Annotated in this window: 34 protein-coding genes; 13 read left to right on the plus strand and 21 right to left on the minus strand. The window is 25.2% G+C overall.

Annotated elements, in window-relative coordinates; genetic code table 4:
• Positions 1 to 73: 73 nt before the first annotated feature.
• The gene (locus tag ACZ91P_RS10105) at positions 74 to 1,357 is read right to left on the minus strand and encodes a PBSX family phage terminase large subunit (RefSeq protein WP_465155667.1); all 1,284 of its coding nucleotides are present in this window, start codon (positions 1,355 to 1,357) and stop codon (positions 74 to 76) included.
• Complete coding sequence (locus ACZ91P_RS10110; RefSeq protein ID WP_465155669.1) at positions 1,350 to 1,748, minus strand: hypothetical protein; 399 nt, start codon at positions 1,746 to 1,748, stop codon at positions 1,350 to 1,352. Before ACZ91P_RS10110 ends, ACZ91P_RS10105 begins: the two co-directional genes overlap by 8 nt.
• Before the next feature lie 285 nt (positions 1,749 to 2,033).
• Here ACZ91P_RS10110 and ACZ91P_RS10115 point away from each other — a divergent pair, with 285 nt between their 5' ends.
• Positions 2,034 to 3,023: an Mbov_0401 family ICE element transposase-like protein gene (locus ACZ91P_RS10115; protein WP_465155671.1), complete on the plus strand. Its 990-nt coding sequence runs from the start codon at positions 2,034 to 2,036 to the stop codon at positions 3,021 to 3,023.
• 167 nt (positions 3,024 to 3,190) lie between these two features.
• Positions 3,191 to 3,373 carry a hypothetical protein gene (locus ACZ91P_RS10120; protein ID WP_465155673.1) on the plus strand — a complete coding sequence of 61 codons (183 nt, stop codon included), beginning with the start codon at positions 3,191 to 3,193 and terminating at the stop codon, positions 3,371 to 3,373.
• Between the two features lie 126 nt (positions 3,374 to 3,499).
• Here ACZ91P_RS10120 and ACZ91P_RS10125 read toward each other — a convergent pair whose 3' ends face one another.
• From ACZ91P_RS10125 to ACZ91P_RS10145, 5 genes are all read right to left on the minus strand, one after another.
• A complete protein-coding gene (locus ACZ91P_RS10125; protein WP_465155675.1) occupies positions 3,500 to 3,817 on the minus strand; it encodes a hypothetical protein in 318 nt (105 codons plus the stop codon).
• An 88-nt stretch (positions 3,818 to 3,905) separates the two neighbouring features.
• Entirely contained in the window at positions 3,906 to 4,916 is a 1,011-nt protein-coding gene (locus ACZ91P_RS10130) for an NAD(P)H-dependent glycerol-3-phosphate dehydrogenase (protein ID WP_465155677.1), read from the minus strand.
• Between the two features lie 11 nt (positions 4,917 to 4,927).
• Positions 4,928 to 6,244, minus strand: a complete 1,317-nt coding sequence (gene der, locus ACZ91P_RS10135; protein WP_465155679.1) for a ribosome biogenesis GTPase Der — start codon at positions 6,242 to 6,244, stop codon at positions 4,928 to 4,930.
• The gene (cmk, locus tag ACZ91P_RS10140; protein ID WP_465155681.1) at positions 6,245 to 6,913 is read right to left on the minus strand and encodes a (d)CMP kinase; all 669 of its coding nucleotides are present in this window, start codon (positions 6,911 to 6,913) and stop codon (positions 6,245 to 6,247) included.
• A 16-nt stretch (positions 6,914 to 6,929) separates the two neighbouring features.
• A complete protein-coding gene (locus tag ACZ91P_RS10145; RefSeq protein ID WP_465155683.1) occupies positions 6,930 to 7,592 on the minus strand; it encodes a hypothetical protein in 663 nt (220 codons plus the stop codon).
• 207 nt (positions 7,593 to 7,799) lie between these two features.
• On the opposite strand from ACZ91P_RS10145, the gene ACZ91P_RS10150 reads away from it, so the two are divergent.
• The 10 genes from ACZ91P_RS10150 to ACZ91P_RS10195 all read left to right on the plus strand — a co-directional run bounded on the left by ACZ91P_RS10150 (position 7,800) and on the right by ACZ91P_RS10195 (position 12,548).
• Positions 7,800 to 7,970 (plus strand): hypothetical protein, encoded by a 171-nt coding sequence (locus ACZ91P_RS10150; protein WP_465155686.1) that lies wholly within the window; start codon positions 7,800 to 7,802, stop codon positions 7,968 to 7,970.
• A 105-nt stretch (positions 7,971 to 8,075) separates the two neighbouring features.
• Positions 8,076 to 8,312, plus strand: coding sequence for a hypothetical protein (locus ACZ91P_RS10155; RefSeq protein WP_465155688.1), 237 nt, complete (start codon positions 8,076 to 8,078; stop codon positions 8,310 to 8,312).
• 520 nt (positions 8,313 to 8,832) lie between these two features.
• Positions 8,833 to 9,042 carry a hypothetical protein gene (locus ACZ91P_RS10160; protein WP_465155690.1) on the plus strand — a complete coding sequence of 70 codons (210 nt, stop codon included), beginning with the start codon at positions 8,833 to 8,835 and terminating at the stop codon, positions 9,040 to 9,042.
• Positions 9,043 to 9,414: 372 nt separating this feature from the next.
• A complete protein-coding gene (locus tag ACZ91P_RS10165; protein ID WP_338988976.1) occupies positions 9,415 to 9,603 on the plus strand; it encodes a hypothetical protein in 189 nt (62 codons plus the stop codon).
• Between the two features lie 3 nt (positions 9,604 to 9,606).
• Positions 9,607 to 9,768, plus strand: a complete 162-nt coding sequence (locus tag ACZ91P_RS10170; protein WP_465155692.1) for a hypothetical protein — start codon at positions 9,607 to 9,609, stop codon at positions 9,766 to 9,768.
• Between the two features lie 186 nt (positions 9,769 to 9,954).
• Positions 9,955 to 10,116: a hypothetical protein gene (locus ACZ91P_RS10175; protein ID WP_465155694.1), complete on the plus strand. Its 162-nt coding sequence runs from the start codon at positions 9,955 to 9,957 to the stop codon at positions 10,114 to 10,116.
• On the plus strand, positions 10,116 to 10,808 hold the full coding sequence (locus ACZ91P_RS10180) for a hypothetical protein (protein ID WP_465155696.1): 693 nt from the start codon (positions 10,116 to 10,118) through the stop codon (positions 10,806 to 10,808). The genes ACZ91P_RS10175 and ACZ91P_RS10180 overlap by 1 nt, the downstream gene beginning before the upstream one ends.
• A 1-nt stretch (position 10,809) precedes the next feature.
• Positions 10,810 to 11,724, plus strand: coding sequence for a recombinase RecT (locus tag ACZ91P_RS10185; protein ID WP_465155698.1), 915 nt, complete (start codon positions 10,810 to 10,812; stop codon positions 11,722 to 11,724).
• A 487-nt stretch (positions 11,725 to 12,211) separates the two neighbouring features.
• Positions 12,212 to 12,406: a hypothetical protein gene (locus ACZ91P_RS10190; RefSeq protein WP_465155700.1), complete on the plus strand. Its 195-nt coding sequence runs from the start codon at positions 12,212 to 12,214 to the stop codon at positions 12,404 to 12,406.
• Positions 12,407 to 12,458: 52 nt separating this feature from the next.
• Positions 12,459 to 12,548 carry a lipoprotein gene (locus ACZ91P_RS10195; RefSeq protein WP_338989387.1) on the plus strand — a complete coding sequence of 30 codons (90 nt, stop codon included), beginning with the start codon at positions 12,459 to 12,461 and terminating at the stop codon, positions 12,546 to 12,548.
• On the opposite strand, the gene ACZ91P_RS10200 is transcribed toward ACZ91P_RS10195, so the two are convergent.
• Genes ACZ91P_RS10200 through ACZ91P_RS10215 form a run of 4 tightly spaced genes read right to left on the minus strand, consistent with a single transcriptional unit; the run spans position 12,519 to position 13,718 of the window.
• Complete coding sequence (locus ACZ91P_RS10200; RefSeq protein ID WP_465155702.1) at positions 12,519 to 13,085, minus strand: hypothetical protein; 567 nt, start codon at positions 13,083 to 13,085, stop codon at positions 12,519 to 12,521. The genes ACZ91P_RS10195 and ACZ91P_RS10200 overlap by 30 nt on opposite strands.
• Entirely contained in the window at positions 13,027 to 13,215 is a 189-nt protein-coding gene (locus tag ACZ91P_RS10205; protein ID WP_465155704.1) for a hypothetical protein, read from the minus strand. The genes ACZ91P_RS10200 and ACZ91P_RS10205 overlap by 59 nt, the downstream gene beginning before the upstream one ends.
• Before the next feature lie 18 nt (positions 13,216 to 13,233).
• Positions 13,234 to 13,530 carry a hypothetical protein gene (locus ACZ91P_RS10210; protein WP_465155706.1) on the minus strand — a complete coding sequence of 99 codons (297 nt, stop codon included), beginning with the start codon at positions 13,528 to 13,530 and terminating at the stop codon, positions 13,234 to 13,236.
• Complete coding sequence (locus ACZ91P_RS10215; RefSeq protein WP_465155708.1) at positions 13,524 to 13,718, minus strand: hypothetical protein; 195 nt, start codon at positions 13,716 to 13,718, stop codon at positions 13,524 to 13,526. The genes ACZ91P_RS10210 and ACZ91P_RS10215 overlap by 7 nt, the downstream gene beginning before the upstream one ends.
• 431 nt (positions 13,719 to 14,149) lie before the next feature.
• Here ACZ91P_RS10215 and ACZ91P_RS10220 point away from each other — a divergent pair, with 431 nt between their 5' ends.
• Positions 14,150 to 14,806, plus strand: coding sequence for an IS30 family transposase (locus ACZ91P_RS10220; protein WP_465155710.1), 657 nt, complete (start codon positions 14,150 to 14,152; stop codon positions 14,804 to 14,806).
• Between the two features lie 300 nt (positions 14,807 to 15,106).
• On the opposite strand, the gene ACZ91P_RS10225 is transcribed toward ACZ91P_RS10220, so the two are convergent.
• The 10 genes from ACZ91P_RS10225 to ACZ91P_RS10270 form a co-directional block, all read right to left on the minus strand.
• Positions 15,107 to 15,616: a dUTP diphosphatase gene (locus ACZ91P_RS10225; RefSeq protein ID WP_465155712.1), complete on the minus strand. Its 510-nt coding sequence runs from the start codon at positions 15,614 to 15,616 to the stop codon at positions 15,107 to 15,109.
• Positions 15,606 to 17,165, minus strand: a complete 1,560-nt coding sequence (locus ACZ91P_RS10230) for a vWA domain-containing protein (protein ID WP_465155714.1) — start codon at positions 17,163 to 17,165, stop codon at positions 15,606 to 15,608. The genes ACZ91P_RS10225 and ACZ91P_RS10230 overlap by 11 nt, the downstream gene beginning before the upstream one ends.
• Before the next feature lie 26 nt (positions 17,166 to 17,191).
• Complete coding sequence (locus tag ACZ91P_RS10235) at positions 17,192 to 18,733, minus strand: AAA family ATPase (protein ID WP_465155716.1); 1,542 nt, start codon at positions 18,731 to 18,733, stop codon at positions 17,192 to 17,194.
• 13 nt (positions 18,734 to 18,746) lie between these two features.
• Positions 18,747 to 19,415, minus strand: a complete 669-nt coding sequence (locus ACZ91P_RS10240; RefSeq protein ID WP_465155718.1) for a hypothetical protein — start codon at positions 19,413 to 19,415, stop codon at positions 18,747 to 18,749.
• A gap of 90 nt (positions 19,416 to 19,505) precedes the next feature.
• Positions 19,506 to 22,247, minus strand: a complete 2,742-nt coding sequence (locus ACZ91P_RS10245) for a hypothetical protein (protein WP_465155720.1) — start codon at positions 22,245 to 22,247, stop codon at positions 19,506 to 19,508.
• Between the two features lie 29 nt (positions 22,248 to 22,276).
• On the minus strand, positions 22,277 to 23,008 hold the full coding sequence (locus tag ACZ91P_RS10250) for a hypothetical protein (protein ID WP_465155722.1): 732 nt from the start codon (positions 23,006 to 23,008) through the stop codon (positions 22,277 to 22,279).
• A gap of 14 nt (positions 23,009 to 23,022) precedes the next feature.
• Entirely contained in the window at positions 23,023 to 23,781 is a 759-nt protein-coding gene (locus ACZ91P_RS10255; protein WP_465155724.1) for a hypothetical protein, read from the minus strand.
• 12 nt (positions 23,782 to 23,793) lie between these two features.
• Entirely contained in the window at positions 23,794 to 24,363 is a 570-nt protein-coding gene (locus ACZ91P_RS10260; RefSeq protein WP_465155726.1) for a hypothetical protein, read from the minus strand.
• 319 nt (positions 24,364 to 24,682) lie between these two features.
• Positions 24,683 to 25,336, minus strand: a complete 654-nt coding sequence (locus tag ACZ91P_RS10265; RefSeq protein WP_465155728.1) for a hypothetical protein — start codon at positions 25,334 to 25,336, stop codon at positions 24,683 to 24,685.
• Between the two features lie 44 nt (positions 25,337 to 25,380).
• Entirely contained in the window at positions 25,381 to 25,557 is a 177-nt protein-coding gene (locus ACZ91P_RS10270) for a hypothetical protein (RefSeq protein ID WP_465155730.1), read from the minus strand.
• Between the last annotated feature and the right edge of the window lie 937 nt (positions 25,558 to 26,494).

Here is a 26,494-nt window from a genome sequence, read left to right on the forward strand (position 1 = left end):
ATGTATCATCATATAAGTCTAATACTTTTTCTTCTCTTGCTTCAGGCTTATCTTCTCATTGTATTAATTCATATTAGGTTTTACTTACAGGACATTTTTCTCATAATCATTTTAATTGATTAGTATTTATTAACATTGTGAATGCCTCTACACGATGTCTTACTTTAAATTTTTGTTTTTGTGCTGGTTTAAATGTCATATATTGACCAAAAGAATAATTATATTTTTCTCGGTTTAAACTTTGCAATGTTGAATAAGCACTATCATCAACATTAATTGATATTCCTTGTTGTATTAAATTAAAGTATTGATTTAATTGATTGTTATAAAAATCTAAAATATCTTTAACTTGTTCTAATTCAGTTTTAAATTGTTGTGTAGCATTTGAATGAGTATATTCAGCAACTTTATAGGCTTTTTTATCAAATGAGTTATATATTCAAAAACTAGCCGCTGTTGTATGTCCTTTAGGACTAGTAGCATTAGCAATATCAACACCACCTAATAATTTAGTTGGTTGAATAATATCTGTTGCTTTCATAATATCAATATATCTTGCAAAGATTGATCCACTAGTATTGCCAGGAAGTCCTCAACTCCATACTCTTGCTCTTTCAATATCTAATTGTTCTAATCTTAATTGTTCATTAACTTTATCTTGTGGTAATTCATAATTTAATCTTCAACTAGAATAATGAATAATAATTTTCATATTTCATTTTTCAATATACTTAATTTGCTCATATTTACTACGCATTATTTCTTCATTAAAAGGTAATAATTCATTACAATAACCAACAATATATCTTTTTAAACTTTCAGGATTACATGTATTAATTGTTATTTTATTTTGATAACCACGAATAGCAAATTCTAAATCACTTAAATCTTTTTGTTGAAATTGATCACATTCTTCTCTTCAATCAATAACTAATTTATATTTATTCAAATCAGCAAAGGCTTTTAATTTTTCTTTCCGACTTGGTGAATGTAAACCTTTACAATATATTTTGCTACCATTTGATAAAGTAAAAGTAAAATTTGATAAATTAATAGTATAAGGTATATTATTTTCATCTAAAATATTTCATATATTTTGAAATACACTATCTTTTAAATCTTTACTCCAATACATACTAGCAATGATACAAATTGATTCTTTAATTAATAAACTAATTTTTAATAATTCACCAAACATTTTAATATTTGATATAGTCTTACCACTATATCGTGTTCCAATTTGATTAATTTCATTAACTAACTCATATTTCTTAGCAAAGGGGTATTTATTACCAATACTACTATTTTGTAATAACCAATAAGGCATTTCTAATAAATAAGTAAAATGATTAAGCATTATTATCACTTTCTTTTTTAATATCTCTAATATCAGTTTGTAAATTAACTATTATTGGTTGTTGATTATTTAAGTTTAATTCTTGTTCTAACTGTTTTTCTTGTATTGAATATTTATAATTAAATGCACGCTGTCAATATGTTTTTACTCCATCTGGCGTTTTAACCATTTGTTTAATAAGTTCACTTTCAATTTTATCAACTTGTCGTTGTATTAAAGGTATTATCTTTTCGCTCTTGTAAGTTTCATGTCTTCATCTGCTAGAAAGGTTGAATTTATTGGTTAAATCATTCAAAGTATAGGGAATATTGGGTTTCTTATCGGCTCAAAATTCTTCTATTTTACGCTTAAATGTGCTTAAACTTGCTGTTTTTGGATTAAATTCTTTCATTTTTTACTCCTTTTTGCATATTAAAATTGCTATTATTTAACGAATATGATTAAATAAAAGAGTAAAAAAGTCCTGTTAAATATACAAAAGAACTCTCACAAGTTCTTTTTTATTATTTATATTTTACATCAAAATAAAAAAAAGTAAAGTAATTTACTTTTTTCAGTTAAATTAATTTGCTAATAATTAACACTTAAATTATAACATACTAAATAAAAATTGCTATCTTTTTTGCATTTTTATTATTTTTATGTTAATGTGTGAAATTAAGAAAGAGGGTAAAAAATGATAAATATTGATGAAAACTTTTTTAATAATTTTAATAATTTGTTATATATACAAAGTATTGAAATTATTCAACAAAATTTAGAAAATTCTGATGAATGAATTTTTAAAAATTATAAAATTGATGAAACTTTAAAAGAATTTAAAGATTATAAAGTAAAAGAAATAAAACCAAGAACATTAACTATTTTAAATGGAAAAATAACTTTTAAAAGAAGAAAATATTATAAAATTAATCCAGAAACAGGTAAAAAAGAATATATTTTTCCTTTGGATAAACTTTTAGGCATTAAAAAATGACAAAGAATAGATAATACTGTTAAAGAAAAAATATCATCATTTATTGGTAATAAAAAAACATATCAAGATATTTTAGATACTATGGAACATGTAAAAATTTGTATAAAAACAATTTCAAATATTATGAAAAATGCAAAAATTTATAAAGAATATTATATTAATAAAACTGATAAAAAAATAAAGGTACCTCATACTTTATATATTCAAATTGATGGAACTTATTTAAAAATGTGAAATGAAAAGAAAAAAGGAAAAGAAAAAATAAAAAAACATAGTATATTTTCAACTGTTCATACTGGTTTTGATAAGGCAAAATCAACGAAAAAAAGACCTGTAATTCAAGATAAATTAGGTGTTATAGAGCTAGATAATATTCCAGAATATATTAAAAAAAATAGTAAATTAACTAATTTTGTTAATAAATTACTTACATTAATTACAAGTTATTATGATGTTAATGACAATATTGAATTTATGGTATTAGGAGATGGCGCATCTTGAATTAAAAATATTGTAAAATTTATTCAAGAATATTTTCCTAAAAATAAAGTGCATTACACGATAGATAAATTTCACCTTACAAGTAGATTTAAAAAATTATATCCTTATCAAAGTAAAAACAAAAAAACAGAGAAACATACCATAAAGCAGTCGATTATTTTTTTAATGCTAAATATGAAGAATTATTAGAATGTTTAGAAAACAGTGCTTCTTTTATAAAAGAATCAAAAATAAAATTCTTAAAAGAGACAATTAAATTAATTAAAAATAATGAAGAAGGTGTCATAAATCAAACATTATGAAATAATATTGGTTGTCATATTGAGGGTGATATATCACATTACTGTAAAGGTGTTTTGGTTAAAAAAGCAACTTATCATGAAAAAACTCTTAAAAATAAATTAAATACTAGTATGATGAATTTTAAAAATAAAATTAATTTATTTAATACTAATGAACCATTAGAAGAAAATAGAATTAATTATTTAGTTAATAATTTTGTAAATAATAATTTACAACCAAACTTATATTTTTATTAATTTTATCTAATAAATTAAATAACTTTAATAAACATGTATTTTTGTTGTGGAAAAATTTAAAAAATGTTAAAATGTTGTTGACAATAAAATTAAAAGTAATATAATTTAAATAAGTAAGTGGTATTTTTATTCCACAATTTCTAAGATATTAATTAAAACCCTTAAATAATACATACAGCCACTAAGTTGATTATAATTTTGACTATTGCCATTTTGTTGTTGATATTGTTGTGAACCAATATTTCTTGTTGATGAATATTGTTGTTGCGAAATATTTTGTCCGACCTGTCCAGATGTTACTGGATTATAATTTTGATTAGGTCCTTTTTGTTGATAATTTTGTTGTAAAACATTAAAATTATTTCCCTGGTTAAGAGAAGTTTGCTGTTGGTTACTTTCTGGCTTGTTGCCTGAACCATTGTAAAAAGAATGTTTAAAATTCATTTTATGCCCTTCCATTTCATCAATAATTACATACTCTTTATTTTTGCATACTTCGTATAGTAATTATAACATAAAAATGGCCGCAATTTTAGGATAATATTGCTTTTGTAAAAACATTATTAATAATTACACTTGGTCGTTTATTATGATATAAAATATCATATAAAACTTCAAATAAAGGTAATGTAATATTATTTGCACGCGCATCTAACACAATTGTTTTACAAGTTAAAACACCTTCTACTGTTTTTACTTGCTCTGATAAAACTTTTTGAGCATCATCAACTTGAGAAATTGCAAAACCAAGCGAATAATTCCGTGATTTACTTGAGGTAGTTGTTAAAATTAAATCAGCTAATCCTGCAAAATTAAAAAAAGTTTCAATTTGAGCTCCTTTTGTTTTGGCAAAAAGTTGAATCTCATTTAACCCCATTGTAATTAATGATGCTTTAGCATTATCAGATTCATAAAGACCATTAAAAATTCCTGAGGCAATTGCTACTGCATTTTTTAAAGCAACCGCATATTCACTACCAATCACATCCGTATTAGAAAAAGTAACAAAATATTCATTATTAAACAAATCACGAACTTCTTGCGCAATTACTAAATCCTGTGAAACTGCCATAATACACGTTGGTTTTCGTTGTAAAACTTCTTTTGCAATGCTTGGACCATAAATACCTGCATATGCTTTTAAAATTTTTGGATTTATTAATTTTATAATTGATTTTGATAAAACTTCGTGTGTTTCAGGATCTAATCCTTTAGCAACATTAATGATAACAACTGGTTTTGTTACTGTTTGATTGATTTTCTCAATTATTAATTTAATAGCAACAACAGGAATTCCTAAAATAATATATTCAGCATCTTCAACTGCTTCAGCAAAATTTGTTGTGGCCTTAATTTCTTTATTAATTTTTAAATTACCAAAAAAATGACGATTTAAATGTTCGTTGTTAATATCATTAACTTCTTTCTTATCAATTCCATACATAATAACGTTATGATCATTATCTGTCAAAACATTTGCTAAAACTGTCCCATATGCTCCTGTTCCAATAACAGTAATATTTTTTTGTGTTTTTTTCATCATAATTTTCCTCGTTACTTTCTCTCTCTAAATAATATTTTAATTGGTACTCCCTCAAATCCAAAATATTCTCGAAGTTGATTTTCAAGAAACCTTTTATAAGAAAAATGAAGATATTTTGGATTATTACAAAACATAATAAAAGTCGGCATAACATCTTCAGACTGAGTAGCATAATAAATTTTTAAACGCCCACCATTAAAATCTGGTGGTGGATTTAACAATTGTGCTTTTACTAAAATTTCATTTAGAACACTAGTTTTTACTCGCTGCGTTAAACCAACATAAACTTCATCAATTGTTTGAAATAAAATATGTAATCGTTTTTTTTCTAAAGCAGAAACAAAAACCATTTTCGCATAATTTAGATATTTAAAATATCCACGAATACTTTGTTCATTTTTTTTCATTGACCGTTCATCTTTTTCCATTACCGCATCTCACTTATTAACTACCAAAATAATTGGTTTATTTTGTTCAAATGCAATACCAGCAATATTTGTATCTTGGTCAGTAATAGGAACTGTCCCATCAATAATTAATAAAACAAGATCACTTCGTTCGATTGCACTAACAGCACGAAGAACACTATATTTCTCTAATTTTTCATAAACTTTCCCTTTTCTACGAATTCCAGCAGTATCAATCACAGTATAAAGTTGATTATTCCGTTTAAATGATGTATCAATTGAATCTGTTGTTGTTCCTGCAATTGGTGATACAATGACTCGTTCTTCACCTAAAATAGCATTTGTTAAAGAAGATTTTCCAACATTTGGTTTACCGATTAAAGAAAAATGAATTCCTTCTGTTTTTGGTTGAACTGGAATTTGATCTAAATGAGAAATTACTTGGTCTAATAAATCACCAATTCCAATTCCATGAGTAGCAGATACAGCAATTGGCTCACCAAATCCTAATGTCATATATTCATACAATTCACTTTCTTTTTCTTGCTTATCATATTTATTAACAACTAAAAGAACCGGTTTTTTAGCACGATATAGTATTTTTGCAACCATTTCATCATCTGGGGTAATTCCTTCTTTGTACGATAAAACAAAAATAATAATATCAGCTTCTGCAATTGCAATTTCTGCTTGCATTTTAATCTCTTGTGCAAACATTGCCGTATTATTTAATGTAATTCCGCCCGTATCAATTATTAAAAATTCTCTTGTTAATCATTCTGAGAAAGCATAAATTCGATCGCGTGTTACACCAGGAGTATCTTCAACAATTGCAAGGCGATTTTTAATAACACGATTAAATAATGTTGATTTTCCAACATTTGGACGCCCTACAATTGCAACAGTTCCTTTTTGTGCCATTTATTTTCCTGCTTTCTTATAATTACATACTATTTCATAAATTTTAGTTACCGTTTCTTCAAATGTTAACTTACTACTATCCACAATAACTGCATCAGGAGCAATTTTTAATGGTCCAACCGCTCGGGTTGTGTCAAGATAATCTCGTTCTTTTAATTTAGCAGTAATTTCTGCCAAATTATTCGGAACAATATGGTTTTCTTGATTTTGATTTCATCGGCGGTTAGCTCGCGCTGTAATACTCGCTGTTAAGTAAATTTTCACTTCAGCATTAGGAAGAACAACAGTAGTAATATCTCGTCCAACAACAACATTACCTTTTTTAATCACTAATTTTTGTTGCAGGCAAACCATTGCTGCTCGAATAAAATCAAGTCCAGTAATTTTGTTGATATTATCCAGAACAAGATCAGTTTGCAACTTATCAGTAATATCTTTCCCATTGACATAAACACGGTTATTAATCACTTGATACTTAAAGTTTGTTAATTGTGCTTGTAACTGATGATGATTTGCAAAATCAACTCCAACTTTTACACAAAAATAAGTAAAAGCACGGTAAGTTAATCCAGTATCAATAAACTGATAATTTAGTTTTTTGGCCAATTCATAACCAGCAGAAGATTTTCCACTACCAGCGGGGCCATCAATCGCAATATTTATTTTCATCATCTACTCCTATTTTCTATAACATAAAGATTAAAACTAAACAAATAACTAATAAAACAACAAGCAAAAGCATAGTACTAAATAACATTTTATAACCTGGTTTTATTTTTCGATAAACAACTAATACATTATTATGTTTTTCTTCTAAAAGAGCGCTTGATTCTTTTAGCATTTCTGCTGTTGATCGTTGATCATTTTTACGCATATGTGCAATTGTACTAAATTCAATATTAGCTGAATTAATTTTAAAATCACTATTTTCTGCTTGAATTTTATCACTTACTCGATGATAAGTAATTTTTTCTGCTAAAATACTTTCTAAAATTGCTTGATATTTTTGATATGTTGATTTATTTAACAATGTTTCAGCAATTAAAATATTATGCATAACATCACCAGCATCTTGGTCATTTTTTTGATTAGTTTGAATTGTTGCTTTAGTTGTATTAACAACTTGTTCTAGCAATTGTTTCAAATCATATTTAAAATCAGATGAGTATGGTTGTTCATCTGGGTTTTTATCCAAATATACTTTTTCTCAACTAAATTCTTGTTCAAAATCTGATTTAACACTACCAAAAAAATTATCATCAATAGCGTTTAACTTCGCCATGTAACTATTAATGACTTGACTGGTTTGATTAATTTCTTGATCAATCTCAATCTCTTTCTTAATCATTTCACGTAGCTGGGCAAATTTCTCCATTCTAGTTTCCATGTTAAACCTCCAACTTTTTTAAACTACATTAAAATTATATATTATTATTAAAATTTTTGTTATTATTATAGTAAATAAATAATGGAGTGATAAATATGGTAAATAGTGATATATCAAAAAAGAACATATGTAAATACTGACTTATCTATTTCTTGTGGTAGCTGTATTATGATTGATGAAACTGAAACATTTTTTATGGATGATGATGGTTTTGCAAATACCATTGATAATGATAAGGAGTTAGTGGAAGCACAAATGGTGTGTCCAACAGCAGTAATTTTTATTAAAACATTAGAAGAATTTAAAGAAAATCGGAAAAGTAGTCTTGATACTGATTAAAAAAATGTTTTATAATTTTGTATAGTGTAAACCAATTAGAACAAAACAACTCTTATTAAAGGGTTGTTTTTTTATTTGAAATAAAACAACTCCTAAAAGGAGGTAATGATAATTAAGCAACAAAAAATATGTCATGTTAATGATTGTTATAAAGTAATATCATTCATTATCGAAGAATTTTTATCAAATAAATTTTTATGAACTTGTAAAAAACATAAAGATTTATTGAATAAAGTAAAAGATAAAACACAAAAGCGGTTTTATAAACGTTTAGAAAATTCAAAAATTATCTTTGATTGAGAAACTGGGTTTTTAAAACTTAAATTTTACAAAACAACTTAATGCAGAGTGGGACGGTTATTTTAAATAACTAAGTGCTTCCATAAGAACATGAGTTTATACTAATTCTCACAGCCAGCCGAGGCGAGTACTGAAACAGTGTATGAGGAAATATGTAAATCGACGCTGGTTCATTAGAACTAAGCGATAGTCGTGTTGTGTCCAAGGCTAACATCAAACGACAATAAATATTGAGATGATGACACAAACAATTAAATTTGCGTTTAGCATTCGGTCCTTTGCATGGGTGCGAGTAAATTTAATTTTAAAAACTGAGCGTCAAATCCCAGAGCGAAAGCACAAATGGGCACGGATAAAGGAAGACATATATATGTCTGGCGTCAATATTAAAAAAACAACTGTGTATTATTAAACATTTAAATAATTAACATACTGCCACCGCTCACCCCCAGTGAAGCGGATGGCGTAGTAAATAAATAGATAAATACTTATATAACTAATTCTCGCTTGGCACTTTCACTTGGGAGTGAGTGCCAGCGAGTTAAAACTAGGAGGAATTATAATGACAGAATATAAAAGTAAATATATTAATAAAACTTGGAATGAAATAACAACATCTTTTCTTTGAGTTAATTGTCAACCTATTAATTATCGTATTTCACATCATAAAAAGCATTATGATTTGCAATGTTTAGAATGAGCAAAAATGTACTTAATTTTTTGAAAACAAGTGAGATATTATTGCTTCTTATATGCAACATTACAAAATTAACGATATTTTAGATTTAGCATCAGATGGATGAAAAATATTACAAATTGACAAAAAAATTAAAGGAGTAATTTAGGGGGTTTATATAAAAAAGTTAAATAAAAAACCTTGAAAGTTTTTAAGTAAAAAGCAATTACATAAGAAAAAAATTGAGCGTGCTAATGAAAGAGCAAGAATAGAAAATAGCAAGGAATTAAATAAATATGAAAAAGTTAAATAAAACTTGTCTTAAACAAAGATATTGAGGTTATTGTTCAAAATGCGATCAAAAAAATAAATTACAAGAATTAATGCTTTAAAGTTATCCAGTATCATTTGAAGATATGACTGATGAGCATTGAGCATTAGGAAAACAAAATTAGGAGAAACTAACCTATGAAATGTCAAAAAATTAATTGTAATAATAAAAATGCTTATTTTGGAAATAATTATATTGAAAAAATTGGTGATAAATTAGAGTGAAATTTAGGTTATAAAAAAGAAATTATATTATGTGAAGAACATTGATTAAAAATTTATCAATTAGAAAATTTAATTGTAAATAAAAAGAATTCGGAGGAATAAATTATGACTAAAAGATACTTATTAATTATTAAAAATGAATATTTAACTACATATTCATTTTATTCTTTTGAAGAAGCAAAAATAACTGCTAAAAATGAAAAGTATTATCCAACAGTAATTATTGATTTAGAAAATGAAAATATTAAATGAAAAGGATGTGAATAATATGTGAAAAAATGAAGATGATAAGGTTTATACCGAAGAAGATTTATTTAATGAAGCATTAGAATAATGTCATTCAGAAGAAAGTGCTTATGAATATATTGATACTTTAATTAAAGAAAAGAATTTGGAGGAACTTTAAAATGACTATAACAGAATCAATTAAATTTGACAAACTAAAAGAAAAAAATGAAACATTTAAAAAAACTTGCTGAAAAAGATAAAAAAATTGATCAACAACAATTATATAAAGAAGATTTTTACAAAAATCCATATTCAACAGGTTCTATCGATTGAATATTAGTTGACAGTTCAAAATATGACAAATTACCTAGTAAGGAGGATAAATAATGAGTGATATTGTAAAAAATACAGTAAATAATATTACATTTCCGTTTTATATAAAAGGTTCTGATTTTAAAGAATTAAGTTTAAAAGCATTAACAATTAAAAAATGAATTGATGAAAATGGACAAGAATTAGCAAAATTTATATATCGACAACAAGCTTGATTAATAAATGGAGAATATAAATCACAATCATTAAAAGATTTAAAATTAGTAGTTTCAAAAATTGATTATATTTTTAGAGAACCATTAGAATTAATAAAAAATTTTAAAAATGAATTAAATTTTATTAGAAAAGATATTTTGAATTTAGAAAATAATATTAAAAGTAATCATGATTCTTTTAAAAATAGTGTTATTAATATTCAATTTCAAAAACAAAATGAAATTATTGAAAATCATAAAAAAGAACAATTTTTAGAAATTAAAAGTGTAGCAAAAAAAGTGCAAGAATTAAAAATTATTACTAGTAATTTTCGTAAAGAAAAATTATTAGTTAAAGATATTGAAATAATTGGAATTGATGATGATTTTGTAAAAAATGCTAATCAATATGAATTAAAACAACTAATTAAATATTTAATTATTGATGAAAAGTTAGTTAAAAACATAATTAAAGCACAATGATATATAAATACAGAAAATAAAGTAATTGGTATTAAAGGAATAAATATTCAAATTAAAGGAGTGAAATAAAATGGCAAATATAGTAGAATTTTTAAGAACAGATGTAGCAAATGATTGAATTAAAAGTAAATTTTCAAATGAAAATGAAATTGTAAGATTTAAAAGTAATTTGATAGCAATAACAAATAGTAATGAATTGTTACAAAAAGCAGATCCAAAAACAATTATGACTGCTTGTTATCAAGGAGTATTATTAAACTTACCGATGGAAAAACAATTTGGATATGCTTATGTAGTTCCATATAATACTAAAATAACAAGAATTATTAATGGTCGCGAAATACAAGAATGAGTTATTCAAGCACAATTTCAAATGGGTTATAAAGGTTATATTCAATTAGCCCAAAGAAGCGGTCAATATTTAGATATGTCAGTATCTGATGTCAAAGATGGTGAATTAATAAATTATGATCGTTTAAAAGGAACTAGTTTTAATTGAATACAAAATGAAGATGAACGAGAAAAATTACCAATTATAGGTTATGCAGCATATTTTAAAATGGTTAATGGTTTTGAAAAAACTTTATATATGACAAGAGAACAAATGGAAAATAATTTTATGAAATATTCTAAAACTTATGCTAAAAATAAAAAGTTTATGATTGCTACTTTTGATGAAATGGCATTAAAAACAGTATTAAAATCATTATTAAGAAAATGAGGTATTATGTCAGTTGAATTACAACAAGCATATAAATCAGATCAAGCAGTTATTACACCTAATGATGAAAAGATTTATATTGATAATGATAGTAATATCGTTAAAAATCAGGGGCATATGAGCCATGAATCATTATCAAATAATATAAATTTTAGCCCATGTAATGATGAAATAGCGTACACAAATGATAATGTACTTAAAGAAGAAGATATCTCTAATGTAGTACCAGCAATTAACAATGATGAGGATGTATACGCATGATAAAAATAGGTATTAACCCTTCTGGATCTGGTACTACGGCTATTGTTGTTTTTGAAAATAATATCTTATTAGATAAACAAGAGTTTATAAATAAAGATTGAAAAAAAACATTCTAAATTTATTATAAATTATTTAAAAAATGAAAAACCATTTGGAAAAATATTATCAAATAATCATAAACTAGAATATTTAGTTTTTATAAAAAATTGTTTATATACAAATGCCAATGGCTCAAAAGATAGAGATGATTTATTGAAATTATTAGGTTCGTTAGAAACACAAGGATATATTGCTAATGTTTCACCACGCCATAGTAAATAAGTTGTTAAAAATATAGAAAATGAAAGTAAGTATTATGGAAATAAAATTTATTAAGGAATTGATAGTAATTTAACTTATCAATATGGTAAAGGTTGAAAATATAATAATGACAAAATTAGTAATCATTTACGAGATGCCATTATTATTGCTAATTATAAGGGTTAATATTATGAAACATTCATTTAATCAAAAAACAGGAAAATATTATTCTAAATTAATTCGTAATGTTAATATTTACTTAAATGAAAACCAAGAAAAAGTTTGAAATAAATTTAATGACTTTACTTATTTAGAACGAATCGAATATCTTATTAATTTTTATATAAGTCACAACAAAAGTGATAAAGATAATAATTCTAACTAACTTAACCTTGTATATATAATGCAAGAAATTAATAGAAAGAGGGTTAATTGGAATGAAAAAATTATTAAGTATAATAGGAACAATTTCATTAGTAGCAACAAGTACAACAAGTTTAATTGCTTACAATCATTTTTTTCCATAATTGACCAGTTGCTAATGTATCTGCTCCTATTTGGTCTAAAATTTTAGTATATGCTTTTGTAAATTGAGCAAATGCTGGCATTGCAACATGTACCATTAAATCATCTTTTTTAGTACCAAACATTAAAGCATTTACTTTTTGTACTAAATTAATTGAAATATCATTAATTTTATAAAATGTTTTTTGTGCTGTATCAGTATCTTTTGGAATAGGTAATTTAATAAATTGACCTGTTGCAATACATAAATCTACAGCACCTTGTAAATAAATTGCATTTATATTTGAATATCAATTACGAGTAATTGTTCTCATTCACTCTCCAATTGTAGTAGTTCGTACTTCAACTGGTGATTCCATAAAACGAACAACATCAAATGTAGGAACATCATATTTAAATGTTAACATTTGATCCATCATAACAGTTGCTCTTCGCACTGCTACGGATTGTTGTTCCATTCCAGAATCTTTATCATAATCATTACCCCAAACCATACGCTCTGGGAATACATATTGTCCTGCTTCAAAACCTTCTGCCATAGACACTTTCTAAAATCTTTTTAATTTGTAAAACAGCAACATCCCCAATTGCTTTTTCTGTTGCAGTATTACCATCAACTTGAAAAACTGTTGATAATGCAATACTTAATTTTCCACCTACTTTTGCCATAGGTTATTATCCTCCTTATTATTGTCATGTTAAACTTTTAACATAATCAATAATATCTTGGTCAGTTTTAGCACCATTTTTCTTAATTTCTTCTAAACGATTAGATTTAATTTCTTCACTTCTTTTTAGCATTTGGTCAATAACTGACCCACCATGAACAGTACCATCTACTGAATTAATATTATATTCTTCTGCTATTTTGTTTATTCTTTCTTGTTTAGATAAATCTTTATATTCATCATTATTAATTAACGAAGAAATAATCTTTTTATCTTTATCTGTAAAATTTTTTAAATATAATTCATTTTCTAACATTGTGTTAATAATATCTTTATACTCTTTTTTTGTTCCATATATAAAATAGTTTCATTCATTTTAATTTGAAACTCTTTAAAATGACTAATACATAATTGCACTAGTCAATCACCTTGCATTTTTCTTACTAAATCACCATTTTTATCTTTTTTAAATCTTGCTAATACCTTTCTTTTATAATTTGGCATTTTTTGGCCATTTTTTGCTCCTTTTTGCATATTAAAATTGCTATTATTTAAACAATATGATTAAATAAAAGAGTAAAAAACTGTATTAATGTATAAAAGAACTCTCACAAGTTCTTTTTTTATTATCTATATTTTACATAAAAAAGACTTTTGCAAGTCTATATTTTTGTAATTTTCTAAAACAGGTTAAGAGTAGAAAAATTCTGCCTTTTTAGATTTACAATATTATCTTATCATCATTAAATTTAATGTCAATAATTTACTTTTATTTTTTTTATTGTATTATGTAAATATTTTAAGAAAGGGTAGGAAAAAATGAAAAAGTTTAAACATTTAAGTTTTATTGAAAGATGTAATTTAAAAGAAGCGTTAGAATCTGATATTTTTAAGAAAAAAATGGCACTCTTAATATATCAAAAATAGCAAGATATATGGGTCGTAGTAAAAGTACTATTAAATATCACTTAAAACATTATAAACATATTAAACGATATCATCCTATGCAAGAAGATAAACGATATTTAGAAAATCGTAAAAATTGTAAAAAGAAAACTACTTTAACTTTTAAACAATTATTATGATTAGATGAAAAATTTAATAAATTTTATTATATACCTAAACAAATAAACGTAATTTGTATTTTCATAGTAAAAAAAATACATAAAGGGAAAAAATATAAACGTGGTAATTTAAGCAATGATTTTAAAACTATTAAACAAGCAAAACATGAAAAAGGTACTTTTGGTTGATTTCAAATGGATACTATTGTTGGAAAAGATAAGAAATTAGCATGTTTAACATTAACAGAAGAATTAACTAAATTTACCTTTTTAAAAAAATTAAAAGAAAAAAATTCAACAGAAGTATTAGAAACTTTAAAACAAATTTTTAAAAATAAACTTTTAAAAAAACATTTAAAGGGAATTATAACTGATCAAAAAAAAGAATTTTGAAATTGAAAAGATATTGAAAAACATCTTAAAACAAATGTATATTTTTGTGATAAAGGTAGTCCTACACAAAAACCAATTGTAGAAAGAATGAATAGAGATATAAGGCGAGAATTACCAAAAAAGTACTGATTTTAGAATTATTAAACAAGATAAAATAGATTGAATAATTAATACAATTAATGATAAGATAAGACCTTCTTTAAATTGAGAAACACCAACACAGTTATTTAATAAATATATTAAATAAATTTATTAAATAAAAAAACTTAATAAATTATTTTTTAGTGTGCCCAAATATACTAATTTTAAATAAATTAAAAAAATAATTTAAAAATACTTGCAAACTTATTTTTAAGTGCTATTATTTTAATTAATAAGAGTAGGAAATAACTAATTGCATTTACATTTACACTATACATTTTATAAAACATTTTTTTAATAATTATTTTCTTGGCGAGTAAAATTAATTTTATTTTTTTTATTATAAGCGGTAAGTAAATCATCTTCAGTAAATTTTAACTGTTCAGCAATTATTAAATACTGATTTAAAACTTTAAAATAAACTTCTGATGTTTGATTTTTAATTAGTTCTGTTGCAACTGCAAAACAATCTAAATAAAGTTTTGTCAAATTAATATTTTCCTGACAATATTCATTATGATATTGATATGTTTTAAAGTCAACGGTTAAACTATTACCAATACTAATTAAAAAATGAATTCCATCAATATATTCTTCTAATAAAATATCTTTTGCTGAAGCCGGTTTGACACTTCAATATTTAAAATCACGTTGTTCATTAATAAATTCTGCTAACTCAATTAAAAAAGCCAAAATTCGTTTCTCAAATGTTTCATTATCATTTAAGTTAAATTTTGTTAAAATATGCTTATCTAATTTTTTTTGGTTTTCTAACAAATAATTAAAAGTATTGTTACTTAACATTTTTGCTAATCTCCTTTGCAGTTCTCATTTGTCCTAAAATTGCTTTTGCATTAGGAACTTTATCATATTTCTTTACAATTTGCCCTGTTAACGAAGCAATTATTCGTTCTGAAGCAAATGGATCACGTGGGTCATAAATTCAAGTATTATTAAAAATTGTTTCTACATTTTCTGCACTTATTGTCCCAATAACAATAGCATGAAAGCGATTCCGACGCTGTTTTAATAAATTTATCTTTGTTATTAAATCAGGTGATAAATCAGAAGTTAAAAAATCACTAATTAATAACAAATCAGCATTAAAATATTCATTACTATCCATTACTGTTAAAGTATGTTCTAATGCTGGCTCAAAATCTGTATCCCCAGCAAAACTTTTTGACAAAAATTCAATTAATTTTGGTAGTGAATCTTTTAAAGAAGATAAATTATAAACATCTAAACTTTTAGAAAAATTAATCATGTAGCAAGGGCGATGCTCTGCTAAAGCAATTTTTGCAATTGCTAAAGCAAGAGCTTTGGCAATTTGTTCGGGACTACCTCGCATTGAAGAAGAGGTATCAATTGATAAAATGATTGGTCCTTTTTCTTCAGGAACATATGTTTCAATTGTTCGTAATTTAATTTGTTCTTTGGGAACTTTATCTTGTGATAAAAATTCAAATGTTGTTAATTTGCCCTCAATATATTTTTTATAAAAAATATATTTTAAAACTGGATCTTTTAATAAAACTAATTCGGCGGGAAACATATGTTCTAAATCTTTAGATTCAGTTGCTCCAATAATTTCTTCTGGTGAAGAACCAATTGGTTTTCATTCATAATCCATTACAATTTCTTCTAAAATTCGTTGTTCAATTAAATTACTTTCACCTTGAAAACGCCCTAATAATGTTGCAATTTCCATAATTGCTGGATTAGTTTCCAAAAATTTTGCAAATTTATCAACGGCTGACATATTAACACCTTTTTTTAGTTCTACTGGATTTCATATTTTGCAAAAAAAGTTTCATACTGTTTTTAATAAACTATTAGCTTTATTATAAATTTCCACTTTATTATATAAATCTTGCATAAACTTTGTTCTTAATTCTTCAATTTTTGCAAAACGATAATCATTAATTCTTTTAATTAAAATGGATTCTCAAATTCCAATAAAATCACGAAATAACATATTTGGATTATTGTTTTGTTTTTTATTAAATTCATAACGATAATAATTTAGCCGATCATAAAATGGTGAATTAACTTTAAATAAAAAATCTTGTGTTGAAGCATAATTCTTTTTTAAACCATCATAACCATTAACTTTAATCCAATGAAATAAATAAATTTCTTTTTTGATATTTAAATCTAACTTAATTTTCATAATTTCATTTTCAATTTGATGATCATAAAAATTATTAACAGCTTGGTCAAACATTTCACTTAATCACCGGTTCGTTGTTTTCATCAGAGCAAACCTTGGATTAACTAAATCCGTATTTTTTAATGCTGTTAACTTACTAGCTAGTTGAACTCCCACTTTTTGCTCTAAATATGGATTCACATTAAATCCTCCCTTGTTTTACTCATTTAATTTTTTGTTAATTGTTCAAAATTACTATTATTTATTTTTTGCTCTGAATTTGAAAATTGTTCTAATTCTAACCAATTTTCATTAAAATTTATTTTATTATCACTAAAGGCATTATTAACTGCCAACATAAAACGTTCTTTAAAAAAAAGGCAATTTAAAGATAATAATCGTTCTTTTTCATCCGGAAAAGAAGTTGTTAAACTATCAATTTCTCGTTCAACAGCTAAAATTCTTTTTTCAAGTTTTGAATTATTATCCACTTTTGAATTCTTAATTTCAATTTTAATTTCTTCATTTGTTTTAATAATTTTAAAAGTACTATCATTAACATAACTAATCTCTGTTTGCAAAACATCTGCCATATTATCTAAATCTTCACCATAATATAATTCAATTAATATGGGTTGTGTCTTATTATGACGAGCATCAATAAAATCTTCAACACGAATAAAACAAATTGGATACTGTTGATTTTTTCAAAAAATTCGATGAAATGTTCCTTGTAATTTTCCATCAAAAACATCCAAATATTCACTTTTGCGACTATTAACTTCTTGGATATCTTCATACTGAGCTGATAATTCTTCTAATTCTTTGCTTAAACGATTCTTTTTTTCACGAACATCATACGTTAAAGCATCTAAATAAAATTCATTAAAAATAGCATTATATGTTTTTTCTTGTTGTTCATCATCTCAAATACAATATGGAATGACTAACCAATCAGCTTTATCAACTGTATCACGACCATTATAAAATGATGAAGCTTTCATTAAATGAGCAATCTTCTTTCAACGACGATCTGAAATATAATATTCACCTTCAGTCGCAATATACATTGCTTTTCGAAATCGAGAAATAAAATCAAAAGTTACTGGTGTTATTTTAATCTTATTAATTTCTTTTCGTCATGTATCATATTCTTCATGTGTAATTTGTAAAGCTTCATCAACTTTTGCATCCAATTCAGTTACTCCAGCAATCATATCATTAAAGTTTTCTTCGTCTTTTAACCCTTGTGCAATATAACGAATAATAAAACGGTCATATAAAGCTTCAAGACCTTGTCCTTCTGCTGGCAACTCATTCGACGCTGAAATTAATAATTTCATTGGCACTTTTATATCTACTCCAGCATTACGAAAAATCTTTTCATTAATAATTGTTAATAAAGTATTTTGAATTGATGGTCCTGCTTTTCAAATTTCATCTAAAAATACAATTTCAGCCGTTGGTAAATATTTATCAATTAAGCGCTTATACACTCCTTTTTGTAAATCCTCAATTGAAATTGGTCCAAAAATTTCTTCTGGTGTTGAAAAACGATTCATTAAATATTCAAAAATAGTACCATTTTTAAAAGCATGCTTTAAACGACGTGAAACTAACGATTTAGCAATTCCGGGTTTTCCTAAAAGAAAAATTGATTCACCACTTAGCATGGCTAACATTGCTAAATTAAAAATTTCTTCTTTTTCATAAACATTTTGTTGTAATTGTTTGGTTAATTCTTCTAATCTTTCTGTAAGTGTCATCATTTTCTTTTTTCTCCTAAACTTCTAAATTAATTCTTCGTTTAACATCATCTGATTTAACAATTAAGAGGCATGCTCCAACAATTCAAATAGAAGTAATTATTAGAACCAAAACAATAAAAACTAATAATCAAATATTAATTGGTTCAGTGGGATTTCCTTTTATACTTCCTAGAATCAATAAAATTGCACATAAAATTTCAACAAATAAAAAATATAAAATTGCTAACATAATATAAGAAATACCTCATCCATAAATAGCACCCGCAGTTCGGACCATTGTCATCGGAATAAAATATAATAAACTAAATAATAAACTAAGAAATAAGAACCCATAACTTAAAAGGTCTTTAACATAAATCTCAGCAAAAACTTTAATATTTGGATCAAGATAATTACTTAAAGCAACTAAAATTGTCTTTTGACCAATAAAATAAGCTAAAACAATTGCTACTAACTGTCCAAAAATAATAAAACTTCGCCCTACTCGTTCAAGTGGACTATCCCAAAACATTCGTCGTTGTGAAAAATCATTGTGCTGAGTTGGAGACAAATAACTAAAACGTTTCTGCTCCTGTTTAGATAATTCTTTAACTTCCTCCTCATATTTTCGGCGTTCTTCTTCAGTATCAAGCAACTCTAAATCTGGAAATTTACTTCCATATGTTGGCTTATTTTTAAACATTTTGTTCCCCCTTTGGTATTTAACCCTATTTTAATTTGTATAAACATTTTAACATTTTCCCTAAATTTAGGCAATTAAATTATTTTTTTCCTATTTTTTAGCAATGAAAATATTTGATATTGTTCCCTCAAAATATTTTGCTCCAAAACTTGTTACTTTAATATAATATCAATAATTACCTTCTTCTAAAAAGACATCATTAGCATCTAATTCACGATTATCTTCAGTCAAAATAATAACATTAAAATATTCACGGAAATTTACAATGTTATATCCATCTTTATTAACTACTTGTTGTAATTGTGCAAAAATACTGTTTATTGTTTCACCAATTGAATCATTTACTTTTTGAAAGCCTAGTTTAAGTGCACTATTATATTTTCTAATATTAACTGAATTTACAATTAAATCAACAACTGCTGTTCCAGTAACAACATTATCATTTCCCACAGCAGTAATGGTAATTGCTTTATTCCCAGTTGGTAATTTTTCAACATTATTTTCTAAAATTCCACTAATTCTAAAATCACTATCTGTTAAATTTAAACCATATCTTGCAGCTTGACTTAAAATACTAGTTTTAATTTGTCGATAAGCTTGTTGCTGTGTCCATGAACTATCTGCAAACAATGATGGTACTGTAAGATGTTCAATTGGCGCTGCTTTTACATAAATTGAATTAGTTGTGAATGTTCCTTGATAATTTAGTGATCCTTTTGTTGCTGTCACACTAGCATTATAGGTTCCAACTCGTAAATTATTGTTATTATTCCGTCCAACATTAACTTGATTTAACTTAATTGCAAACGAATTTCGATTTGAAAATTCAACGGGATAATTATTATCTTTATTTCCTGCTCCCAATGGATTATTATTTTTTCATATATTAGCAACACCAATTATTTCCTCACAATAATCATTTTCTAAACTTGTTATTTTATCAAGGGTTGTATAATTTTCAAAAAAGTTAAAATCACTTTGTAAAAGACTGAGATTATTTTTATCAACACCACGTCAATCTTTAACTACTTTAGATGCAACATCATATTGATAAGATAAATTATAGGTGTTACTGTTAGTACCATCATAAGAAAAACGTACTGTAATATCAATTTTTGGTAAAGTTAACAATTTATCTTGATATACTTTATTATCATTCCCACGCAAAGTTCCATTAATAGGTGACTGTTTTACAAAAACGGTTCCTTCAATTGTAGAAACATTATTTGTAACACCAACAGTAATCTCTTTTACAATATTATTAATTTTAATATAAGGATTATTTAATTGCTTTAATAAATAATCTTTTAAATTAGTTTTAATAATTTCACTTTGATTTGTTAAACGACGATCAATTTCTACTGCAGAATCATCATATTGAACTTTTTCAATAACATCTTTAACATTTGCCGATAAATCAAATGCTTGGAAATTAATTGAAGTATTTGTATAACGTTGTTGATCATAGTAAATTTTAGTTGGACTTCGATAAATATTATTTCCTAAATTGTTATTAATATTTAAAAATTTAATTTTAACTTCATTATAAAAAATTTGATGTTCTGAGCCTCAAACATACTGGCTATTATCATTAGTAACATAATTAAAGCTATCAGTAATATTATCGAAATCAATCCCCATTTCCTTAATAAATCCTCGATAAGAGTTTACTCGTTGGTCAATCATTCCATCAGCAAGAAAAGTATCTTCACTGTTTCGATCATATAAATCATAACTATTTTTAACATTTTCAAATGTTGGCATTGTAACTCCAATTTTAGTAAAAATATTAGCAATTGCTGAATAATTTTTATCATGATAATTAAAAAGATTAGCACCAAATTGGTGCAATGAACTAAATTTTTTAGAATCATACTTAATATTTAATGTTAAGTCACTTCCCGACGGTGTTTTAACAATTGGTGCAAAAGGAACACCATCTTTGTTTGCAATTTCTTCATTAATAAGAATACTATTATCTGGTTTTGCAATTGGATAATATTCACTTAAAAAACTATTTAAAATTACTTCATTGTCGCTATCTAATCTAATATGATATTTCTGAACTAAATTAATAATTTTTTGGTTGCTAATTAAATTTAAAAGCTGACTTAATGTTAAAGCAACTGGATAAGCACCCTCTGTTGTATCATATGTATAATCAAATGTTTTCTTTAAATCAATATAATAACCAGCAAAATCAGTTGCAATTAATTGCAAAGCAAAACGAACTTTATATGTAAAGAGTCCTTGTTGATAATCCACTGGGAAAATTGTTACTAAACCATATTTATCATCACCATCATTATATGGATAAGATAAAATTTTTGGTCGCAAAACTAAATTCAAAAGATTATTTTGATAAATTACTTTGGTTCCTGATAAACTAGCCCCTGTTCCTTTTAGCATTGTTTCAACAATACTTAAATTATTTTCAATTCAATTATTTTTTGCAAAAATATCTTGAATAATTTGAATATTAGTTAGATTAGCATAAATATCAATTCCATCTTTTTCACCAGCATTAAACCAAACATAACTAGTTAAATGATCTGGTTTTGCAACCCCATTAGAATCAACTAATGCTTTTGACAATTGTGAATTAACCTTTTTTGTAATTTTATCATCTAACAAAATAGCATTTGCTCACGGATTTTTATCATGATAAAAAGAAGCAGCAATAATTGAGTAAATAACTCCACCTAACCCAGCAGTAATTGCTATTATTGCAATAATAGCAAAAAGATTTAAATTTGCTTTCCGAGAAATTTTTCGACGAACTGGTTGAGTTGTTAATTTCACCACATTATTATTGTTATCTTCTTTATTCATTAATACAGTCTCCTCTAATATTTATTATATTATTCTTGCTTAGATGATTTTAAAACTTCCTGTTCTTTCTCTTCTAAAACAGGTTTTTGTACATAAATATTTTTCTTTTTTTCCTTTAAATGATTTAAACTATACTTTTCTTTATTATACTTAATTGTTTCTAATTCAACAAGGCGCTGACGTCGTAATTCTAAAGTTGCTAATTTTGTTTCTACTTGTTTCATTTGTTCTTCATCTGCTAAATACTCAAATTTTTTTCGTAAAATTCATTGTTTTTTTACTTCACGTCATAATAAAAAATATGATAAAAAAATTACTAAAAAACAAATAATAAGCAAAGTAAAACCCATAATAAAATAATTATTCATAGTGTTAAACATATTCATAAAAATTACTGCTAAGATAAAACATGTTGTATAATATATTATTGCAAAAATACTTGAAATAATAATTCAACTTTTAAAACTAGCTGCTTTTTTTAATTTTATATATGGCAAACCAATAAAACAAAAGAAAAAACAAGCACAAACTAGACCAACAATACCAGCAATAATATAATGTAATTCATAAGTTCGATGGGAAATAACACCTGTTAAATTTTTAATATTATTATAAGCCATTGCACAACCAGCATTAATAAAATAACCCATAAAAGTTCCTAAAATTGAAAAACTAATAACTAATAAACGTGCTGCAACTTCAATTCGTGTATTTCATTGGAGTGCTAATTCATCTCGTTTTGAACTAATTTTTGTTAACATAATAGTTTTTCTCCTTACTCTCTTAGTGCTCTAATTTGGTTTGATATTTTATTTTCTAATTTGGTTTGATATTTTTTACGATCACTTTTTAAAAATAAGCACCCCAATATAAAACAACAAAAAGCAACAATTACAATTGAAGGCAACACAAATGGGTTAATATTTAATCCAGCAACTGAATTTTTAGCATAAATAAATTGTAAAATAGCTAATCCAAGAATTGAAGAACAGTTAATATTACCAACAATATTAACAATAATTATTCAAATATTAACAGTTTTTAATGTTTTAGTAATTAAAATTGGAATTATTATAAAAAAGAATGTTGTAATCCATAAAATAGCTAATAAAATAATTATTCCAATTACAATTGGTTGACCAATTGCTACAATTTGATCAGTAAATGGAGTTTTAAATTTGGATAATAAAGAAATAATAAATTGTGCTCCTACCTGCCCTAACGTTGGAATATATATTAGAGCAACTACAATTAACAATAATTGTGAAAAGACAATTAAAGTTCTCGCTATTGTTTCACTTTTAGTAGAAAAATAATACTTACTTGCTTCAATGTTGTATTGATAAGGTAACGGACGAATTTGTTGTTTTCGATTTAATTCATATTTCCCTAATGATTTTACGGTGTGATCAATAACAGTTTTATCTAAATTTTTTAAAACTGGCGGAGGATTATCAACAACAAACTGTATTTTTTTTACTACTTTTGCTGATTGTTCTTGATTTATTGTTTTACTATTTTCTGTTTTTTTCATTAAAGCACCTTCCTATTCAACTATGTTTAATTTAGAACTAAAATCTAAACTTTCAGCAACAGCAAGGTTAATTCGTTTCTGCTGACGAATTGCTGAGAATCATAATAAAAAACTGCCTCAAAATAACATTAACATACAAAGTCCAGCCATAATTACCCCTGGTAAATTTAGCCGAACAGGAATATAAAGATATGCAATAATGCTTAATCCTAACATTAGTAAAACAAAGATGCATCCGACTGTATTAAAAATAATTCCAGTTACCTTTAAAAGGTTAATATTACGAACAATTAATGTTGGAACTACAAATATTAAAGAAAAGATAATCCCAAACAGAGCAATAACAATGGTAAGACCACGAAAAACACCATCAGCTAAACCAAAATTATTAAAAACGGCAGGAATTGGTAATTTACTAGTTGCAATCATTGCTAAAGAAGCTGATACAATAATAATTACTCCTAGCATAACCGCTTGTCCAATTAAAATCATAATTCTAGCAATAACTTCCATTGGTGTAGTAAAATACATTCTTGTTAACCGAACATCATTTTTTTGAAAATCTTGTGTTGCTTTCTCCATCAATAATCACCTAATTTAATAATTTCTCCCTTGTTTACAATGATTATAGCATTTTCTTTTAAAAATACTATCTTTCTTAATAAAAGATTAGAATAAAGTTTTAGGTACCGGCTATAGATAAAAAGCAAGATTAAACGATTAAAATGCCACCAGAAAATAATCATTAATCTTGAAGATATAAACTATATTAGACAAAAATTAAAGTTACGTTGATTATCAGAATAAATTTTATGAGAATATCAAACAAAATATCATGAAAAATTAGGACCAAGTTTATCAGAAAAATCACTATATGCCTTATATTATTTAACTGATTTTTTTATAATTCTTCTTGTATTTTTTTAAGGTCTTCTTCTACTAAATCAAATTCTTTTTTTACTTCTTCTAATTTTACTTTTTCATAATTAAGTTTTTGTTTTGTAACATTTTTATCTTTTATTGTATAACTATTCTTTTCTTTTCCTAAAAAGATTTCATAATCAAATGTTTTTATCATAAATTTGTCTTTTTCTTCATTATATTTTTCCGCTGTTTTTATATATTTTTCTGCTGCTGGTTTATATTCTGGTTGTGCCTTTTCATATTCTTGCTTTGAACTATGAAAAGATGTTTTTATTTCAAGTTTTTCTTCTTCTTCACCAAATATTTCCGATGTATTTTCACCAAAAACTCTATTTTTTCTAGAAGGATCAGCAGGGTCTCAATATCCATGGTCATATCCAGAATAGGAAGTAATTTCTATTGCTTGATTAACACCTAAGTCCCATGTTAAATTATAGTAATAACTAAAATGATCTCAAATTAAATATGCCAAAGAACTTATATCCGCATTAGTAATTGAATATTCCAAATACTCATTCTTATGAAAACTAGTAATTTGATTTTTTAATTCAATTAAAAATACTTCTTTTGGATTATCTTTAAATAATGAAACTATTATTTTTCAAGTACTTTCAGTTATTGTTAATCACAATTCATCATTGTTTTTTTCAATCTCATTAATTAGTGAGAAAAAAATTAATTCTCCTGCATATTCTCTATTTTTTTGTTTATTTCTAATTTTATTTTTTGAATTTTTTCTTCTGTAACTCTTATTTTTTCTAGTAAACTATTATATTTTTTCCTTATTTTAACTAATTCCGACTCATCTGTTTTATACTTTAATTCTGCTGTTTCTGCTTCTGTTTTGACCAAGTTTATTTTAAATTTTGATTCTAAATTGTAAATTGTAAATGCAAATGTAGTACTTTATTGAAAAAGAATAAAGTGCTTTTTATTTTGTAAAAAATACTTATATTTATTGGATTAATCGTTAGATAGTATCTTTTACACTTAATAAAATATGTTTTTTCAGAAAAATCCATTTTTTCTTTTCTTAAAAAATTTTGAATAATTGTTTTATTTAGTTGTTAGTTAATTGTTAAATATAATTACTAAAAAATATATTTAATAAACAAAGAATTAAAAAAGATAATGAGATAAAAAAATAAAGATACTATCTAACGATTAATCCAAAATTCAATCTTTAAAACTTAATATTTTTTGATGCTTAAAGATGGATAACTGATCTATGGCACGAAGCCTTAAAGAAAGTGTGAAAGCGATTGGATTTACTACTCCTATTTATTTCTTTAATTCTCGGCAAGATTAATCACTTCCGAAATGTCAGAGCATGTGTTTTTTGGCTTGTTTTCATAAAAAGAGTGTTGTTAAACCGAAAAAAACAATATCGTACACTAAAAAAACAAGAGGGTTGGAACTCCAAAAGGTTATTTTCTTTATATAAAGTTGTGTAGGGATGGATGAAGCGTAATTAATAACTGGGTAAACTGTTTTTTGTTTATTTCCGTGTGGGGGTAAACTCTATCAAAATATCCTATCCGCCCCCGCTCACCTTCAAAGTGGAGCGGGCGGCAAAGTAATTAAATATTAAAATAAATTATTTACTAAATATCAAAATATTAACCAATAAAGGAATATTATGTTTTTTTACAGAAAGAAAAATATTTGATGAAAAAATGAAAAAAAAAAAAAAAATTAAAAATAAATTACAAGAATTAATGATACAAGCTTATCTGGTAACAGTAAATGATATTAATGATGAAATTTGAGCAACAAATAAAAAGAATTA

The sequence above is a fragment of the Spiroplasma endosymbiont of Halictus nicosiae genome (assembly GCF_978018445.1).